Origin of the sequence: Streptomyces sp. TS71-3 (assembly GCF_018327685.1) — a bacterium.
In the GTDB taxonomy this organism is placed as follows: domain Bacteria; phylum Actinomycetota; class Actinomycetes; order Streptomycetales; family Streptomycetaceae; genus Streptomyces.
Genome location: NZ_BNEL01000003.1, coordinates 3,346,737 through 3,359,942, shown reverse-complemented (window position 1 = coordinate 3,359,942; position 13,206 = coordinate 3,346,737). Strand labels below are relative to the sequence as shown.

At 72.9% G+C, this 13,206-nt stretch carries 12 protein-coding genes and 1 pseudogene; 6 read left to right on the top strand and 7 right to left on the bottom strand.

Features of this window, described 5'->3' with window-relative positions; translation table 11 throughout:
* Window positions 1-28: 28 nt before the first annotated feature.
* On the top strand, window positions 29-907 hold the full coding sequence (locus Sm713_RS38160) for a DeoR/GlpR family DNA-binding transcription regulator (RefSeq protein WP_212914503.1): 879 nt from the start codon (window positions 29-31) through the stop codon (window positions 905-907).
* 30 nt (window positions 908-937) lie between these two features.
* Here Sm713_RS38160 and Sm713_RS38155 read toward each other — a convergent pair whose 3' ends face one another.
* Window positions 938-2,083 (bottom strand): PLP-dependent cysteine synthase family protein, encoded by a 1,146-nt coding sequence (locus Sm713_RS38155; RefSeq protein WP_212914502.1) that lies wholly within the window; start codon window positions 2,081-2,083, stop codon window positions 938-940.
* A 350-nt stretch (window positions 2,084-2,433) separates the two neighbouring features.
* Here Sm713_RS38155 and Sm713_RS38150 point away from each other — a divergent pair, with 350 nt between their 5' ends.
* Both Sm713_RS38150 and Sm713_RS38145 read left to right on the top strand, forming a co-directional pair.
* Window positions 2,434-2,748 (top strand): hypothetical protein, encoded by a 315-nt coding sequence (locus Sm713_RS38150; RefSeq protein WP_212914501.1) that lies wholly within the window; start codon window positions 2,434-2,436, stop codon window positions 2,746-2,748.
* Window positions 2,749-3,355: 607 nt separating this feature from the next.
* Entirely contained in the window at window positions 3,356-3,904 is a 549-nt protein-coding gene (locus Sm713_RS38145) for an ATP-binding protein (RefSeq protein ID WP_212914500.1), read from the top strand.
* A 26-nt stretch (window positions 3,905-3,930) separates the two neighbouring features.
* Here Sm713_RS38145 and Sm713_RS38140 read toward each other — a convergent pair whose 3' ends face one another.
* From Sm713_RS38140 to Sm713_RS38130, 3 genes are read right to left on the bottom strand one after another with little or no spacing between them, the layout of a single operon-like run.
* Complete coding sequence (locus tag Sm713_RS38140; protein WP_212914499.1) at window positions 3,931-6,501, bottom strand: ABC transporter permease; 2,571 nt, start codon at window positions 6,499-6,501, stop codon at window positions 3,931-3,933.
* A complete protein-coding gene (locus tag Sm713_RS38135) occupies window positions 6,498-7,286 on the bottom strand; it encodes an ABC transporter ATP-binding protein (protein ID WP_212914498.1) in 789 nt (262 codons plus the stop codon). The genes Sm713_RS38140 and Sm713_RS38135 overlap by 4 nt, the downstream gene beginning before the upstream one ends.
* Window positions 7,283-7,561: an SHOCT domain-containing protein gene (locus tag Sm713_RS38130; RefSeq protein ID WP_212914497.1), complete on the bottom strand. Its 279-nt coding sequence runs from the start codon at window positions 7,559-7,561 to the stop codon at window positions 7,283-7,285. The genes Sm713_RS38135 and Sm713_RS38130 overlap by 4 nt, the downstream gene beginning before the upstream one ends.
* 196 nt (window positions 7,562-7,757) lie before the next feature.
* On the opposite strand from Sm713_RS38130, the pseudogene Sm713_RS38125 reads away from it, so the two are divergent.
* Window positions 7,758-8,168 (top strand): annotated as a pseudogene (locus Sm713_RS38125) (phosphotriesterase); the annotation flags it as partial.
* Window positions 8,169-8,215: 47 nt separating this feature from the next.
* On the opposite strand, the gene Sm713_RS38120 reads toward Sm713_RS38125, so the two are convergent.
* Window positions 8,216-9,451, bottom strand: coding sequence for an ROK family protein (locus tag Sm713_RS38120; RefSeq protein WP_212914496.1), 1,236 nt, complete (start codon window positions 9,449-9,451; stop codon window positions 8,216-8,218).
* Window positions 9,452-9,640: 189 nt separating this feature from the next.
* Window positions 9,641-10,300: an alpha-ketoglutarate-dependent dioxygenase AlkB gene (locus tag Sm713_RS38115; protein WP_212914495.1), complete on the bottom strand. Its 660-nt coding sequence runs from the start codon at window positions 10,298-10,300 to the stop codon at window positions 9,641-9,643.
* 217 nt (window positions 10,301-10,517) lie between these two features.
* On the opposite strand from Sm713_RS38115, the gene Sm713_RS38110 reads away from it, so the two are divergent.
* Window positions 10,518-11,207 (top strand): DUF899 domain-containing protein, encoded by a 690-nt coding sequence (locus Sm713_RS38110; protein WP_212914494.1) that lies wholly within the window; start codon window positions 10,518-10,520, stop codon window positions 11,205-11,207.
* 21 nt (window positions 11,208-11,228) lie between these two features.
* Here the strand turns inward: Sm713_RS38110 and Sm713_RS38105 are convergent, their stop codons facing one another.
* A complete protein-coding gene (locus Sm713_RS38105; protein WP_212914493.1) occupies window positions 11,229-11,711 on the bottom strand; it encodes a hypothetical protein in 483 nt (160 codons plus the stop codon).
* 488 nt (window positions 11,712-12,199) lie between these two features.
* On the opposite strand from Sm713_RS38105, the gene Sm713_RS38100 reads away from it, so the two are divergent.
* Window positions 12,200-12,994: a metalloregulator ArsR/SmtB family transcription factor gene (locus Sm713_RS38100; protein ID WP_212914492.1), complete on the top strand. Its 795-nt coding sequence runs from the start codon at window positions 12,200-12,202 to the stop codon at window positions 12,992-12,994.
* The last annotated feature ends 212 nt before the right edge of the window (window positions 12,995-13,206 follow it).

Below are 13,206 nucleotides of genomic sequence, written 5' to 3'. Positions count from 1 at the left end.
CACGGCTCGGCGAGAGGACCCCAGCGGCGTGAGCGAGACCCAGAACCTGCTGGCCGAGCAGCGCCGCGCCCTGATCCTGGACGAGGTGCGGCGCCGCGGCGGCGTGCGTGTCAACGAGCTCACCAGGAGACTCGGCGTCTCCGACATGACGGTCCGCCGGGACCTGGACGCGCTGGCCCGCCAGGGGGTCCTGGAGAAGGTGCACGGCGGTGCGGTCCCCGTGATGGAGGCCAGCACCCATGAGCCGGGCTTCGAGGCCAAGTCGGGTCTGGAGCTGACGGCCAAGGAGGACATCGCCAAGGCCGCCGCGGCCCTGGTCCAGCCGGGCACGGCCATCGCCCTGTCCGGCGGCACGACGACGTTCGCGCTCGCCCACCACCTGCTGGACGTGCCGGATCTGACGGTGGTGACGAATTCGGTGCGGGTGGCGGACGTGTTCCACTCGGCGCAGGGCACGGCCGGCCAGCGCCAGGGCGCGGCTACGGTCGTGCTCACCGGCGGGGTGCGCACCCCCTCGGACTCGCTGGTGGGCCCGGTCGCCGACCGCGCCATCGGAGAGCTCCACTTCGACATGCTCTTCCTCGGCGTGCACGGCATATCCGTGCAGGCGGGCCTGTCCACGCCGAATCTGGCGGAGGCGGAGACGAACAGGCGCCTGGTGGGCTCCGCCCGCCGCGTGGTGGTCGTCGCCGACCACACCAAGTGGGGCACCGTGGGTCTCAGTTCGTTCGCGGCGCTCTCCCAGGTGGACACCCTGGTCACCGACGCGGGCCTGCCCGAGGAGGCGCGTGCGGAGGTCTCCGAGCAGTTGCGGCGGCTGGTGGTGGCGGGCGCTCCCGGGGATGTCGGCGAGCCGTCCCGCTCCCCGGTTCCGGGGGAAGCCGCGGAGATGGCCGCCGGCGGCTGACTGCCCCATACGGGCGCCCTCAGCCCGAGGTCAGCCGTGGGCCCCGCCCGGCCAGGTGCCCGAGGTGAGCAGTGAGTCGATGGCGGCGGAGTACGGGGCGATGTCGAGGCCCTGTGCCGCCAGCCAGCCGTCCGCGTAGTACTTGTCGAGATAGCGGTCGCCCGGGTCGCACAGGAGCGTGACGACGCTGCCCGTGCGGCCGTCGGCGACCATCTCCGCGACGATCTTCAGCGCGCTCCACAGCCCGGTCCCCGTGGAGCCGCCCGCCCTGCGCCCGATGGCCCGCTCCAGGGCGCGCACGGCGGCGACGCTGGCGGCGTCCGGCACCTTCATCATCCGGTCGATGGCTCCGGGGACGAAACTGGGCTCCATGCGGGGCCGGCCGATGCCCTCGATCCGGGAGCCGCGCTCGCAGGTGACGTCCGCGTCCCCGCTGGTCCAGCCGTCGAAGAAGCAGGAGTTCTCCGGGTCCGCGACGCAGATGCGGGTGTCGTACTGCATGTAGTGCACGTACCGGGCGAGGGTGGCGGAGGTGCCCCCGGTGCCGGCCGTGGCGACGATCCAGGCCGGCTGCGGGTAGCGCTCCAGCACCAGCTGACGGTAGATCGACTCGGCGATGTTGTTGTTGCCGCGCCAGTCGGTGGCGCGCTCCGCGTACGTGAACTGGTCCATGTAGTGGCCGCCGGTCCGGGCCGCGAGGGCCCCGGCCTCCTCGTACACGGTGCGCGGGTCGTCCACGAAGTGGCAGGTGGCGCCGTGGAATTCGATGAGCCGGCACTTCTCCGCGCTGGTGGTACGGGGCATCACCGCGATGAAGGGGACTCCGATCAGCTCCGCGAAGTACGCCTCCGAGACCGCGGTCGAGCCGCTGGAGGCCTCGATGACCGGCCGGCCGGGGCGGATCCAGCCGTTGCACAGGCCATAGAGGAAGAGCGAGCGGGCCAGGCGGTGCTTGAGGCTGCCGGTCGGGTGGGTGGACTCGTCCTTCAGGTAGAGGTCGATGCCCCACGCCTCGGGCAGCGGGAAGCGCAGCAGGTGCGTGTCGGCGGAGCGGTTCGCGTCCGCCTGCACCTTGCGGACGGCCTCGCGCAGCCAGGCACGGTAGGCGGGGTCGCTGCGGTCGACGTCCAGGGTGTCCGTCAGGGCCGGGCTTGCTTGCGGGTGGGTGGCACTCACCGGTCGCTCCTTGGGGTCGCATCGGCCGCCGGTCCGGATCGGGCACCCGTACGACCTGGTGACTGGCCCGATGATAGACATCCGCCGACCGCTTCTCACCTGCCGCTATGGACCGCCGAGCGGCACCGGCCCGGACCCGGTGGGCGCCTTGGCGCGTCGCGGGCGCCCCCAGGGCGCAAGCGTTCCCGGTACGTGCGCCCGGCCCGCCCGCGTACACCCTGGCGCCCTGCCACGGGGACGGGCACACTGCTGATACGGGAACATTCCCGGTGGCAGTCGCGTTGTGAGCCTGGTCGGCGCGGTCCTCTCAGGACCCGGCCGGCGCACACCTCGTACCCAAGGGGGGCATCATGGCGGAGCCGGAGTTCACGGCGGAGCGTGTTCGGATCGGCAAACGGTTGCGGTCCCTGACGCGAGCGGGCCAGGTCCGCATCAACGACGGCCGGGTGGAGCTGCTGAACAGCCGCGGCAGCGAGATCGACAGTGCCCCGGTGCAGGCGGTGCGCGCGGGCAAGTCCTGGTTCTCGTCGGGTGACAGCGCCTCGGCCGAGGTGAACGGCACGCGCTACACGCTGAGCATGGGGGATGACGCGGATCAGCGCGAGGACGGACGTGCCCGCCGGTTCATCGAGGCGGTACGCAAAGCGGGCGGCCGCCGTCCCTGACGCCATCCGTCCCTGACGCCATCCGTTCCTGACGGCATCCGTTCCTGACGGCATGCGTTCCTGACGGCATCCGCGGCATCCGTCCCCGACGGCTCGCGTTCGGCAAGGACCATGGGCACGGCCCCTCCCTGGGATCGCCGCCCGGCCACGTCCCGGCCTGTGCTGAGCCCGCGGTTCGCCACTGCCTCGGACGCGGTTCGTGGTGCCCGGGACGTCGTTCGCCCTGCTGTCGCGGATCGGGCGCGGTGAACCGCACGGCAAGTCCGGACGACGACCGTCAGGCCGCCGGCCGGCGGGAGGACGTCACCCGACTGGCGGGTGCCACCCGGGAAGCCCGCTGCCACCGGCCGATGGGCTACGGGACTCCCCCGTGCGCCCACCCCGCACAGGCCTCGCGGCCGGGCGCAACCCACCGTTCGGCCGCCCCCCCAGTTGCAGCTTGATGTGATGCGAGTCACTCTGGTCTCAGCTTACCCAGGGTGCACCGGCGATCACGCTGCGAACCAGTCATGCGCCGGTCCTCCAGCAGGCGGCCGCCGGGCGCAGCCGCCGTGCTGGTCCGTTTCTCCGTCTTCCTCCGGAACCTCGAATTCGGGGAGTCGTGGCCGTGATCAGCCAGCCAAGAAGGCACTGCACGGTGGAGCTCCAGGCCCTGCCGTCGCGGATCGGACAGGTCCGCAGAATCGTCTCCGCACAACTACGCCACTGGCGTCTCGACGCCTTGACCGACCGGGCGGCGCTCGGGGTGACCGAACTGCTCACCAACGTGCACCGGCACGCCCGCCCCGACAAGATCTGCACCGTCGACATAGAGCTGCTCCTGTACCGGCTCACCGTCTCGGTGCGGGACCACGATCCCAGGCTGCCGCGGGTGCACGACGCGGAGCCGTACCAGACCTGCGGGCGCGGGCTCGCCATGATCGCGGCGATGTGCGAGAACTGGGGCGCACGGGCCCAGGGCGACGCCGGGAAGATCGTCTGGTTCACGCTTCCGGTTCCCGGGACCGCTCCGCTCACGGCGACGCTGCCCGTCTACGGCGCCGCCACCACGGGCCCGTTCACCGGCAGTACGGACCTGATGGTTCCGGTGGACCTGGCGCCGGGCCCGGGGCCGCTGAACGGCCGTGCCGGGACCCGCTCCTTCGTGCTGGGCTGAGCGGGCCCCGGCGCGGTGGTGCCGCTTCACTCGGCGGCGATGGCCTTCAGGACGTCGAGCCGGGCCGCGCGGCCTGCCGGCCGCAGGCCCGCCAGCACCCCGGCCGTCACGCCCACCAGCGCGACGATCGCGAGCCTGGCCGGCGGTGCCGCGAAGGCGAACGCGGTCTCGGAGGCGCCGTCGGACGCCTTCACCAGCACCCAGCCGAGGAAGCCTCCCAGCACCAGGCCGCCGACCGTGCCGAACGCGGCCACCAGCACCGACTCCCACCGGACCATGGCGCGGAGTTGGGACCTGGTCTGCCCGACGGCGCGCAGCAGCCCGAGTTCCCGGGTGCGTTCGTGGACGGCGAGGGTGAGGGTGTTGGCGATGCCGAGCAGGGCGATGAGCACGGCGAAGGCGAGCAGGGCGTAGACGAGGGTCAGCATCATGTCGATGCCGCCGGCCGACGACTGCGCGTACTCGTCGCGGGTCTGCACCTCGGGGTTGCCGTAGGCGGCGGCGACGGCCCGCACGGCAGTCTTGCCCTCGGCGGTGCTCACGCCGTCCTTGAAAGTGACGGCGATCAGGGTGTCCGCGTCCTGGGTGCGGTGCGGCCGCCAGGCCTGGCGGGTGATCACGTAGTCGCCGGCCAGCTCCGAGCTGCCGTAGACGGCGCGGACCACGAAGGTCCTGGTGATCCCGTCGGTGAAGGTGAGCCGGGTGATGCCGCCCGTGCGCAGGTGCCGCGCGCCGGCCTCCTTCCCGGAGACGGCGATGCCGTCGCTGCCCAGGCCGGCCAGCGAGCCGTGCACCGCCCCGAGGTCGAAGGTCATGGCGAGCGCGGCGGGGTCGGTCACGGTCAGGGCGCGTCCGCTGCCGTCGACCTCGGCAACTCCGCGGCCGAGGCCGACCGCCGTGGCCACCTCGGGCCGGCGGGCGATGGCGGGGGCCAGCGCGGGGCTGAGCCCGCTGCCGCCGGCTCCGAACGACGGGGAGCTGACGGCGACGTCGCCCGCGAAGGACCGGTCGACCGTCTGGTCCATGGTGGCCTTCAGCGAGGCCCCGAACACCGTGAAGAGGGAGATGACCGCGACCCCGATCATCAGGGCGCCGGCGGTGGCGGCGGTGCGCCTCGGGCTGCGCAGCGCGTTGCGCCCGGCCAGGCCGCCCGTGATGCCGCGCAGCCGCTCCAGGGGGCGGCTGAGGAACCGGACCGCGAAGCCGGCGGTGACCGGTCCGAGCACCACGAACGCCGCGAGGGCGAGTGCGGCCCCCGTTCCGGCGAGCCAGATCGAGCCGGTGGCGAGCACGCCCGTGAGGGTGGCTGCGAGTGCGGCCGCGCCGAGCAGGGCGCCGGTGAGCGCTCGGGGGCGGGAGGCACCCGAGTGGTCGACGGCGGTCTCACGGAGCGCGGCGAGCGGCGCGGTGCGGCCGGCGCGGGCGGCGGGCAGGAGGGCGGATCCGAGGCAGACCACGATGCCGACCGCGAGCGGCAGCAGCAGCGAGAGGCCGCTGATCACCAGGTCCCCGTCCGGGAACGGGAAGCCGATGGCGGGGAAGAGCGCCTGGAGTCCGGCCGCGATCCCGATGCCGCCGCCGAGGCCGGCCGCGGACGCCACGACCGCCACGGCGCCGGCCTCCACGAGGGTGGCCGTGGTGACCTGGCGGCGCCCGGCGCCGAGGGCCCGCAGCAGGGCGTTCTCGCGGGTGCGCTGGGCGACCACGATCGCGAAGGTGTTGTGGATCGAGAAGGTGGCCACGAGCAGGGCGATACCGGAGAAGACCAGCAGGAGGGTGGTGAAGAGCGTCAGGAACTGGCCGGAGATCATATCGGTGTTCTCCCGCGCCGACTGCCGGCCCGTGATGGCCTCGACGCCCTTCGGGAGGACGGGGGCCAGCGCGTCGACGAGTTCCCGCTGGGAGGTGCCGGGGGTGGCCCGCACCTGGAGGGTGGCCGCCCTGCCGGGCTCCGCGGTGAGGTACTTCTCCGCGTCGGCCCTGGTCATCCCGGTGAAGGTGGTCTGGGCCATGCCCCCGGTGCCGCCGAACGTGGCGAGTCCCACGATCCTCACCCGGACCGGGTCCGGCGTGCGCAGCACCGTCGTGTCGCCGATGGCGAGGTGACCGGTCTCGGCGGTCCCGCGGTTGACGACGACCTCGCCGTGCCGGACGGGCGCGCGGCCCTCGGCGAGCCGGTAGGGGTTGAGCCGGGTGTCGCCGATCCAGTTCCCGGCGAGGGTGGGCGGGCCCTTGCCGCCGATCGGCTTGCCGTCCGCGCCGATGAGCTGGCCCGCGCCCTGGATGCTGGGCTCGGCGACGGCCACGGACGGCACCCGTTCGAGGGTCTTCACCAGCGAGACGGGGACGGGCTGCCTGACGCCCTGGCTCTGGCCGGGCGTGGTGATGGTGTCCGCGCTGCGCACCACGGCGTCGGTGCCGGAGGTGGCCTCGCCGAACAGGGTGTCGAAGCTGGCGCGCAGGGTGTCGCCCATGACGAGGGTGCCGGCCAGGAAGGAGACGCCGAGCAGTACGGCGAGGAAGGTGCCGGCGAACCTGCGCTTGTGGGCCCTGAGTGAGGACAGGCTGATGCGGGCCACGGTCCCGCCGGCGCTCATGACCGGGCTCCGGCGTGTGCGGTGCGGTGGGGCTCGGTGTCGAGGTGCTTCATCCGGTCCAGGACCGTGCCGGCGCTCGGGGCGGTCATGCGGTCCACGAGCCGGCCGTCGGCGAGGAAGACGACCTCGTCGGCGTGGGCGGCGGCGACCGGGTCGTGGGTGACCATGACGACGGTGCCGCCGAGGGCGCGCACGGCGTGCCCGAGCAGCCCGAGCACCTCCTCTCCCGAGCGCGAGTCGAGGTTGCCGGTGGGCTCGTCCGCGAAGACCACGTCGGGCCGGCCGGCCAGCGCGCGGGCGACGGCGACGCGCTGCTGCTGCCCGCCGGAGAGTTCCGCCGGCCGGTGGTGCAGCCGGTCGCGCAGGCCGACCACGTCGATGATCTCCTCGATCCAGTCGGGATCGCCCGGTCTGCCGGCGAGGTCCAGCGGCAGGGTGACGTTCTCCGCGGCGGTCAGCGTCGGGACGAGGTTGAAGGCCTGGAACACGAAGCCGACGCGGTCGCGGCGCAGTCGCGTCAGGCGGCGGTCGTCGAGCGTGCCCAGCTCGGTGTCGCCGATGAAGGCGGATCCGGAGGTGAGCGTGTCCAGGCCGGCCGCGCAGTGCATCAGGGTGGACTTCCCGGAGCCCGACGGGCCCATGATCGCGGTGAACCGGCCCGCCGTGAAGCCGGCGTCCACCCCGTCCAGGGCGCGCACGGCGGTGTCGCCGGTGCCGTAGACCTTCACGGCGCCGACGACCCGCGCGGCCGTGCGGGTGTCCGCGGTGACCGCCGAGGGCGTCATGCCGCACCGCCCTTGCGGCTGCGGCCGAACTGCTCGTCCAGGACGGACAGCCGCCGCCAGTACTCGTCCTCGTCGATCTCGCCGGCGGCGAAGCGGCGGCCGACCACGGCGATCGGCGAGTGCTCCTCGGCGGCCGGGCGCCAGGGGCCGCGCGGTCCGCGCCAGCCGGTGCGGCGCAGCACGGTGAGGACGCCGACGATGACGGCCGCCCAGACCAGCGGGAAGAGCAGCACCCAGGGGCCCGGGCCGTCGTGGGCGAAAGCCAGTGTGTTCATGAGCAACTCATCTCCTCGGCGGCGAGGGCGGCATGGCCCTCGCCGGCGGCCGGGATCCGTACGGACCGGCCCGCTCGACGGTGGTGTCGGTACGGTCCGAGAGTCGCTCCGCGGGGCTGCCCGCGTCGTCGTACGGTCAGCGGCCGTGTGCGTACCACGGCGGGAGTAGCGGTGCGCCGGGCGGCTGCTCCGCCGGCTGGGCACCGGCGCCCTGGACGTGCTCGACCTGCTCCGCGACGGGCTCGGGGTACCGCCCGACCGCATGATCCTCGGCCATCTGGACCGCTGCCCGGATCTGGTGATGCACCGCCAGGCGGCCGAATCGGGCGCGTTCCTCGCGTTCGACGGGCCGTCACGGGCGAACCACGCCACCGACTGGCGGATGCCGGACACCGTCGGCGCCCTCGCCGACGCGGGCTTCGCCGATCGGCTCCTGCTGGGCGCCGACACCACGACCGCCGCGGCGTGCTCCGTGAACGGCGGTCCCGGCATGCCACACCTGCTGCGCAGAGTGCGGCCACGGCTGGCGGCGATGCTCGGCGAGGAGCTGACGGACCGGATCCTCACGGAGAACCCGAGGCGTGCCTTCGCCGTGCGCTGGCGGTGAGCCCCCTCCTGCCGGCTCCCGGGCTGGGGTGCTCGGGCGGGGTGCGCTCAGCCCGCGAGAACGGTGAGGGGGTCGTCGAGCACCGGCTGCCAGGCCAGCTCGGCCGCGCCCACCAGGCTGTTGTGGTCCAGGGTGCACGGCATGATCGGCACCTCGCCGCTGTTGCGGCCCCACAGGCTGCGCTCGGCGACCACGGCACGCAGGCGCTCGGGGTCGACGGCGAGCAGTTCGCGGTGCAGCCCGCCGAGGATGATCCGGTCGGGGTTGAGGATGTTGACCAGCCCGGCGAGCCCGAGGCCCAGCCTGTCGATCAGCGCCCCGGCGGCGGCCTGTACATGCGGGTCGGCGTACTCCTGATGGAGCAGGTTGGTGGCCTGGTCGAGCATGGAGGGCTCGGGGCCGGGCACGCGGCCGGCGTCCGTGAGGAGTGCCAGCGGGTCGGCCTCCACGTCCAGGCAGCCGCGGCTGCCGCAGTGGCAGGGCCGGCCGGCGGGGTTCACGGTGAGGTGCCCGACCTCCAGGGCGAGGCCGGAGCTTCCGGTGTGCAGGCGCCCGTCGAGCACCAGCGCCCCACCGACGCCGCGGTGCCCGGTGGCGACGCAGAGCAGGTCGCGGGAGCCGCGTCCCGTGCCGTGCCGGTGCTCGGCGAGCGCGGCGAGGTTGATGTCGTTGCCGCAGAACGCGGGGCCGGTGATGCCGGCGTCGCGGACCTGCCGGGCGAAGATGTCCCGCACGGGAGCGCCCACGGGCCAGGCGAGGTGGAGCGGGTTCAGCGCGGTGCCCTCGGGCTCGGCGACCGACGACGGCACGGCGAGCCCGGCCCCGACGCACCGCCGCCCGGTCTCCCGCAGCAACCGAGCGCCCGCGGCGACCACGGCGCCCAGCACCTGCGCGGGGTCGGCGTCGATGGTGTCGCAGCCGGGTGAGGTGGCGACGATACGGCCCCCGAGGCCGACGAGGGCCGCCCGGTATCCGTCGGAGTGCACCTGTGCGGCCAGCGCGACGGGCCCCTGCTCAGCGACGTCGAGGCGGTGCGAGGGGCGGCCGTGCACGCCTGCGGCCGCGGCGGGCCGGACGTCCACACGGATCAGGCCCAGGGCCGCCAGCTCGGCGGCGACGGCGCCTGCCGTGGCGCGGGTGACGCCGAGTTCCGCGGTGAGCACGGCACGGGTGGGCGCGCGGCCGGTATGCACCAGCTCCAGCGCGGGGCCGAGTGCGCCACGCCCCCGTTCCAACCGGGTCTGCGTGGGCCCCGTGGCGCGGGAGGACGCATTGCCGTTCATGTGAGCGAGTGTCCCATGATCGGGGCACCCGGCCGTCGCGTATGGCGGAATTCGGACACGGTACGGGGCGGGGCACACCACGGGGTGGCACACGCTGTGCCGGCCTGCCTGCGCCGGCCTCCGAACGGTCCCGGCGCCACGCTCACCAGGGTCGAGTGGGCCGCCGCTGCTCAGCCGCCCTCGCCACGGTCACGCGCCGAGGCCGCTCACACGCAGGGTGATGTTGAGACGGCCGGTCAGCCCCAGCTCCGCAGGCGCGGTGCCGGCATGGATGCGCGGCACCCCGTGGTAGGCGAGACGCGAGGAACCGCCGAAGACGAAGAGGTCGCCGCTCTGCAACTCGATGTCGGTGTAGGGCTTCGTCCGGGTCTCCGTGTTGCCGAAGCGGAAGACGCACGAGTCGCCGAGGCTGAGCGAGACCACCGGGGCATCGGATCTCTCGTCGCGGTCCTGGTGCATGCCCATGCGTGCGGTGGCGTCGTAGAAGTTGATCAGTGCGATGTCGTACTCGTACCCGGCGTTCTCGTCCCCGAAGGCGGCCGCCACCGCCCTGCGCCCGAGCTGGGCCAGCCGGGACGGCATCGGCTTGACCGGGGCTCCGTCGCCGTCGACGGCGGTACGCGCATAGCCGTAAGGGAACCAGTGCCATCCCAGCCCGAATTGGCGAACCGACATGCGCCCGCCACCGGGAGTGAGCACCTCCCGGAGCCCCGCGGGCGGTTTCGCCCACGCACGGCAATGGTCGAGGAGCGCCCGCTGCTCACCGGGGTCCAGCCAGTCCGGCAGGTGCACGGCCCCCGGCCCGACCGCCGACCTGTCTCGGGAGAACAGTCCGCTCATGTCCACCATCTTCCATCTCGGGTGCGGAGTTCAGTCCGCCGGATAGCCGAGCACCCAGATGCACCGCACACTCGTTCGACTCCGCTGCGCTGACATGCGCCTGCGCTCATCTCAGCCGACCCTGGAGGGCAGGGGCTCCGCGGGACGGCGCCTCCAGCACACGCCTCCAGCACGCACCCCCGGCTCAGCGCACGAGCTCGGACCGAAGTGGAAGGTGGACGTCGCCATGAACACACCTCCGATCGTCACCCCGCGGGAGTGGGAGACGGCGCGCCGGCAGCTGCTCGTGGAGGAGAAGGAGCTGACCCGCGCCCGGGACGCACTGGCCGCGAAGCGCCGCCGGATGCCGTGGATGGCCGTGGACAAGGGCTACGAGTTCGACGGGCCCGAAGGCAAGGCGAGCCTGCTCGACCTGTTCGACGGCCGCCGTCAGCTGATCGTCTACCGCGCCTTCTTCGAGGACGGCGTGACGGGATGGCCGGACCACGCCTGCGTCGGCTGCTCCATGGTGGCCGATCATGTGGCCCACCTCGCCCACCTGAACGCGCGCGACACCACTCTCGTCTTCGCCTCGCGCGCACGGCAGCCGGACATCGAACGCCTGAAGGCGCGGATGGGCTGGACGGTGCCCTGGTACACGATCACCGACGGCTTCGACGCCGATTTCGGGGTGGACGAGTGGCACGGCACGAACGCGTTCGTCCGCGACGGCGACAACGTGTTCCGCACGTACTTCATCAACTCCCGCGGCGACGAGGCCTTGGGGACCACGTGGAGCTACCTCGACATGACCGCGCTCGGGCGGCAGGAGGTCTGGGAGGACTCGCCCGAGGGTTACCCGCAGACTCCGCCGTACGCATGGTGGAACTGGCACGACGCGTACGAGGAGGCCGAGCCGGCACGGGGTTCGCTGTAAGGCCCCTGCCGGGAAGCCCTGTCAGAGATGGTGCGCGATGAAGTCGCGCCAGAGGTTCACGGCTTCGGGTGTGGTCTCGCCGTGGGTGCCGGCATAGCCGATCAGTCGCTTGTCCGGGGATCCAAGCGCCTCGAAGAGCGCGAGTTGCCCCTTCCTCGGGAAGACCTCGTCGTGCCACTGGACGTGGAACAGGGCCGGCGCGGTGATCCGCCGGGCGTCTGCCGCGACGCGTTGCGGCGCATCCAAGGCGTCCGGGATGCCTGGTCCCTGCTGGAGACCGAACTTGCCGAGGACGACGCAGCGGATCCGGTCTCCCAGGGCAGCCGCCAGCGGAAGGCCGAACCGTGTTGCCATGGACATTCCCAGGTACGCGAGCCTTCCGGTGTCCGCGACGCGCGAGGATTCGAGGAGGCCTATGGCGGCCCGCCAGTCCTCCGTCATGCGATCGAGGACGACGTCGATCCCCTCTTCGGCGATACGCGCCTGATACTCCTCGGACGGCATCGGGCCGGGGACTCGATCGCCGTGGTACGGCCCGTCGATCGCCAGTGACGCGACTCCGAGACGCGTCGCGAACCAGGAGGCCAGGCCGCTGACCCGCGCGCTTCTCTTGTGCCCGCTCCCTCCGTGCCCCAGCAGGACCAGGGGAGGTGGCGACGAGGGAGGGGACGGCGGCAGCCAGAGCACTCCCGGAACGACGGTCTCCTGCCGCGACACCCACCGGGGCAGACGGAACGCCGCCTCCACCACACCGTGATCCAGCACGCGACGGTCGGACCACTCGACTTGTCCACCCACGCCGCCATCCCATCAGAGCCCTCTGTGGCAGCCGTCAGCCGTGCGGCGCACATGGTCATACCCTCACTCCGGTCGCTAGGCGGCCACGGAGGGGCCCGGTCCGGCCCACGATTGACATGCAGCCTTTCGGCTGCCTTTAATGGAAAGGCAGCCGAAAGGCTGCATGTACCAGATGAGCAGGGGCAGAGCGAGCGATGGACGAAGTGTTCAAGGCGCTGGCCGACGCCAGCCGCCGCAGGCTGCTGGACAGCCTGAAGAACCGCAACGGGCAGAGCCTGACCGAGCTGTGCGCCGGTCTTGAGATGGCCCGGCAGTCCGTGAGCAAGCATCTGGCCGTCCTGGAGGCCGCGGGCCTGGTGACGACGGCACGCAGCGGCCGGCAGAAGCTGCACTACCTGAACGCCGCACCGATCAACGCCGTGGCGGACCGCTGGATCAGCCAGTACGACCGGGAACGGGCCCGTGCGCTCACCGACCTCAAGGCAGCATTGGAGCAGACGACGATGGACACCGGTCCCTTCGTGTACAAGACCTATATCCGCACCACCCCCGAACGGCTCTGGCAGGCGCTCACCGACCCGGAGTTCACCCGACGGTACTGGGGCCCGGCCCTGGAGTCGGACTGGCAGCCCGGCTCACCCGTGGTCTGGGACGGCGAGGGCGGCAGGATCGCCGATCCCGAGCAGGTCGTGCTGGAAGCCGAGCCCGGCCGCCGCCTCTCCTACACGTGGCACACCTTCACGCCCGAGTGGGGCAAGGCGTCGGGCCTGCCGCAGGACGTGCTCGACCGGATCCGCAGCGAGCGCCGTTCGAAGGTGACGTTCGAGATCGAGCCCGCGGGCGAGCTGGTGAAGCTGACGGTGGTGCACGACGACCTGGAGCCGGACGGCACCGTGCGCAAGCTGATCCGCGAGGGCTGGCCCGCGCTGCTGTCCAGCCTCAAGACGCTGCTGGAGACAGGCGAGCCGCTGCCGGAGCCGGCGCGCTGAGACGCCATGGCCCCACGGAGGCCCCACGGACCCATTGGCGATCGGGCGGAGGGGAACCCGGACCACCACCCCGCGGGCCCATGGCACCCGGTGGATCCGTGGCGACTCAGGGATCCATGACCATGGCCCCTCTCCCCCCGCGGACCCCTGCGGCCCCTGGCGCCCCATGGAGCCCCGCGCCCCGGCACGCATCCCCTCCCCTGGCTGGGCGC